Consider the following 4,219-nt stretch of genomic DNA (forward strand, 5'->3'; position numbering starts at 1 on the left):
CTAAATCCACAGGACTTTCCACGATCGCCAAAAAGTTTGCCATTCGTTCTTGGCTGATGGAACCAGTATTTTATCAGGGGCGATTATTGGGGATTGTGGAGTTACATTACTGCCGGATGCCACCGCACGAGTGCCAACCAGGGGAATTGGATTTGGTAAAAGCGATCGCTACCCAAGTAGGAGCAGCTCTCATCCAAGCGGAAGCTTACGCTAACCTAGAAGAACTTAACCAGCAGCTAGAAGCCCTAGACCGCACCCGCAGCAACCTTATAGCCATCACTGGACACGAACTGCGTACTCCCCTATCCACAATTCAAGTGTGCCTGGAAAGTCTCGCTACCGAACCAGATATGCCCTTGGAGTTGCAGCAGGTGATGCTCAATACCGCTCTTTCCGACTCAGAGCGGATGCGAAAACTGGTACAAGATTTTCTTACACTTTCCAACTTGGAAAGCGGCCGAGTGGAATGGCATCCAGAATCCCTCACCTTACAAGAATGTGTGGATTTAGCACTCAGCCGAAATCGCACGCGTTCCTCAACGGAAAAGCCGCCCCAAATCAAGACTCAAATTGCCGAAAACCTACCTTTAGTAAGAGCTGACGGTGATTGGCTAGTCGAGGTACTGGCAAAACTTATGGACAATGCTTTGAAATTTACGCCACCCCAAGGAGAAATCACGATTAAAGCGATTTACAACAGCCGCCAAATGGTCGAAGTGACTGTAGCTGACACTGGACGCGGCATTGAACCAAATCGTTTAGAAGTAGTTTTTGACCGCTTCTATCAAGAAGAAGGAGCGCTGCGCCGCACCACTGGTGGGACTGGACTTGGTTTAGCAATTTGCCGTCAAATTGTTAATGGTTGGGGTGGAGAAATTTGGGCAGAGTCAACTGGCAAAGACCAGGGTAGTCAGTTTCACTTCACTATCCCGATTGTTCGGAGTAGCCAAGAGGAAAAGCGGACAAAAGTCAAGAGTAAATAGGTATTAGTCCTTAGTCATTAGTCCTTAGTCATTAGACATTGAGCATGGGGCATTGGTTTTTAACAAATGACAAAGAACCAAGGACAAATGACTAAAAACTGTTACAGTCTATGACGCGATCGCAATATGATCCTGGTTGCGATGTTAGGATTCCCTAAAAACGTTGAGAGAACAGACTTTATGGCAGAAACACTCTCTGGACAAACCCCGCTATTTGCTGGTAGCACTGGTGGCTTGCTTACAAAAGCAGCAGTTGAAGAAAAGTACGCGATCACTTGGACTAGCCCGAAAGAGCAAGTTTTTGAATTGCCTACAGGTGGTGCTGCTACTATGCGGAAAGGTGAAAACCTGCTGTATATAGCTCGTAAAGAATATGGCATCTTTTTGGGCGGTCAGCAACTTCGTAAACTCAAAATCACAGATTACAAAATTTACCGGATTTTACCAAACGGAGAAACTACCTTACTTCACCCAGCTGATGGTGTCTTCCCCGAAAAGGTGAACCCAGGTCGTGACAAAGTGCGTTATGTAGACCGTCGTATCGGACAAAACCCCAGCCCCTCTAAAATTAAGTTTAGCGGTGTTACTACGTACGACGCTCCGTAACTAGCTGTTAGTCACTAATGGGTAATTAGTAATGGGTAATTGGTAAATAAAAACCCATTACCCATTACCAATTACCAATTACCTTTGAAAAATAATGATGTTTCCGGATTTCTCCGAGTTTTCAACCCTAGCGCAACAAGGCAACTTCGTCCCGGTATATCAAGAATGGGTGGCAGACCTAGATACGCCCGTATCTGCTTGGTATAAAGTCTGCGCAGGTCAGCCTTATAGCTTTTTATTGGAATCCATCGAAGGTGGAGAAAAACTGGGACGCTATAGTTTAGTTGGTTGCGATCCGGTGTGGGTTTTGGAAGCAAGGGGCGATCGCACGACTCAGAAAAACCGCGATGGTTCGCAGGTGGTTTTTGCAGGCGACCCTTTTACAGCTTTAGCCGAGTGTTTAGCACCTTATCACCCAGTAAAATTACCACAGCTACCACCGGGAATTGGCGGTTTGTTTGGGTTTTGGGGCTATGAATTGATTCAGTGGATTGAGCCGCGTGTGCCCATTTATCCACCAGATGAGCGGAATATCCCTGATGGGTTGTGGATGCAAGTAGACCACTTGTTGATTTTTGACCAGGTGAAGCGGAAAATTTGGGCAATCGCTTATGCTGATTTACGCGACCCGAATGTAGAATTGAAAGCAGCATATCAACAAGCGTGCGATCGCGTCACCCAGATGCTCGAAAAGCTATCTCTACCTCTATCGCCAGAAAAAACTCGATTGGAATGGAATCCGCCTGGGAGCAGGGGAGCAGAGGAGCAGAGGAGCAGAGGAGCAGAGGAGTATCAGAGTAATTTTACCCGCCCTGATTTTTGTGCCAGCGTTGAGAAGGCGAAAGATTACATTAAAGCAGGTGATATTTTTCAAGTAGTAATTTCCCAGCGACTATCAACAACATACACAGGCGACCCTTTTGCCCTTTATCGGTCGCTACGTCAGATAAATCCTTCGCCTTACATGGCTTACTTTAACTTCCAAGATTGGCAAATTATCGGTTCCAGTCCTGAAGTGATGGTGAAAGCCGAGAGCGATTCTGATGGTGGAGTAATAGCGACGGTACGCCCAATTGCTGGGACGCGTCCGCGAGGTAAAACTACTCAGGAAGATGCAGCCTTCGCTCAAGATTTACTCCAAGACCCCAAGGAAATCGCGGAACACGTGATGCTTGTCGATTTAGGGCGGAATGATTTGGGGCGTGTTTGTCAAAGTGGTAGCGTCAAAGTCGATGAATTAATGATGGTTGAACGCTACTCCCATGTAATGCACATTGTTAGCAATGTTGTGGGTAAATTAGCAGTTGGTAAAACAGCATGGGATTTACTGAAAGCTTCTTTCCCAGCAGGTACGGTAAGCGGCGCACCCAAAATTAGGGCGATGGAAATTATCCACGAGTTAGAGTCTAGTCGTCGGGGCGTTTATTCCGGTGTGTATGGGTATTACGATTTTGAAGGACAATTAAATACTGCGATCGCAATTCGCACAATGGTAGTGCATGATCAGACAGTGAGCGTACAAGCCGGTGCAGGTTTGGTAGCTGATTCTGAGCCAGAGAAAGAATACGAAGAGACGCTAAATAAAGCTAGAGGTTTATTAGAGGCGATTCGTTGTTTGCGTTGAACTGGGAACTTAAAAAGGGAATAGGGTACAGGTTAGAGGGTACAGATTATTACCTGTCACCTGTAAACTCTATTTTAACCCCCAATCCTTTTTACTACCTGTATGGTTTCTCTCCCATACAATTAATTGCACATTGATTTTTGTTGCTTAATTGTAAAACCGGGCTTGATACAAGTACACTAACAGTTCGATCTGCTGTATGAGCATCTAGACCAGACTTTAAAAGTTGATGTATCAATACCCTTCTATTTTGAATTACATAGGTTTTACTTTGAACAGCAAGATGTTTGGAAACAATTTGTGCTACTTCTAAGCCCACGTATCCACAATACCGCGACAAATTGGGAAGCTTTATAAATCCAATCAACATCAAACTTTTTCCAAAGCTAAACAGAGTTTTTTAAACTTATTGAAAATTTAAAAGAAGTCCTGATATCTAAATCCAAAACCTCTGTTGAAATTACTACACACTAGAAATGAACAAACTTACTCATCCTAATTGGCTAAAGTAAATCGCCCAAATAATTCCAGTTACTCCAATGGCAATTAAAAGGTTAGTGAAAAATCTGCCGAACTCAATTTCTTGTCCCAATCCTTTGTCGTCTTGACCGGCAGTAAAAAACAATGACCAGGCTTGATTTGCATTGATAGTCTCAAAGTTGTTGAAAGCAGGTCTAAAAACAACGGATCCAATTAAATCCTTTTTGGGATAATCAAAATCAGTTTTCATAAGTAAGTTTGCCTCTAAATTGCTTTATTCGTCAAGTGAAGAAAATTAATAAATCTCAAAGTGTCTTCTTTAAAGGCTGGTTAGCCATCCAATCAAACCGTGTTCGGTGATAATTTCTACAGCTAGGAGTGAAACAAAAGCAATCATTGCCAAACGCCCATTGAGTTTTTCGGCATATTTGGTGAATCCTATCCGTGGAATTTCATCAACATAAACCTTGGGTTCAATCGCAAATCTGTTGATTTGACCGCGTTCGTTAATGGTAAAGCCTTTACC

5 protein-coding genes are annotated in these 4,219 nt (G+C 43.9%); 3 read left to right on the top strand and 2 right to left on the bottom strand.

The genetic code is table 11. From position 1 onward, the window contains the following. The 3 genes from IQ229_RS15555 to trpE all read left to right on the top strand — a co-directional run. Positions 1–983 (top strand): GAF domain-containing sensor histidine kinase (locus tag IQ229_RS15555; RefSeq protein ID WP_194045116.1); only part of this gene is annotated, 983 nt, incomplete at its 5' end. 180 nt (positions 984–1,163) lie between these two features. After that, the gene (locus tag IQ229_RS15560) at positions 1,164–1,589 is read left to right on the top strand and encodes a photosystem I reaction center subunit II PsaD (protein ID WP_194045118.1); all 426 of its coding nucleotides are present in this window, start codon (positions 1,164–1,166) and stop codon (positions 1,587–1,589) included. A 94-nt stretch (positions 1,590–1,683) separates the two neighbouring features. Next, a complete protein-coding gene (gene trpE, locus IQ229_RS15565; RefSeq protein WP_194045120.1) occupies positions 1,684–3,213 on the top strand; it encodes an anthranilate synthase component I in 1,530 nt (509 codons plus the stop codon). A gap of 490 nt (positions 3,214–3,703) precedes the next feature. Here the strand turns inward: trpE and IQ229_RS15570 are convergent, their stop codons facing one another. After that, positions 3,704–3,943 carry a hypothetical protein gene (locus tag IQ229_RS15570; RefSeq protein WP_194045122.1) on the bottom strand — a complete coding sequence of 80 codons (240 nt, stop codon included), beginning with the start codon at positions 3,941–3,943 and terminating at the stop codon, positions 3,704–3,706. Between the two features lie 69 nt (positions 3,944–4,012). After that, a partial coding sequence (locus tag IQ229_RS15575) for a chlorophyll a/b-binding protein (RefSeq protein WP_228013497.1) occupies positions 4,013–4,219 on the bottom strand: 207 nt, incomplete at its 5' end.

Origin of the sequence: Nostoc cf. edaphicum LEGE 07299 (genome assembly GCF_015207245.1) — a bacterium.
Classification (GTDB): domain Bacteria; phylum Cyanobacteriota; class Cyanobacteriia; order Cyanobacteriales; family Nostocaceae; genus Nostoc; species Nostoc edaphicum_B.

Excerpts from the sequence above, each read along its gene's own strand:
- IQ229_RS15570 (WP_194045122.1), bottom strand. The coding sequence starts at position 3,943 with ATGAAAACTGATTTTGATTATCCCAAAAAGGATTTAATTGGATCCGTT.
- IQ229_RS15560 (WP_194045118.1), top strand. The coding sequence starts at position 1,164 with ATGGCAGAAACACTCTCTGGACAAACCCCGCTATTTGCTGGTAGCACT.
- trpE (WP_194045120.1), top strand. The coding sequence starts at position 1,684 with ATGATGTTTCCGGATTTCTCCGAGTTTTCAACCCTAGCGCAACAAGGC.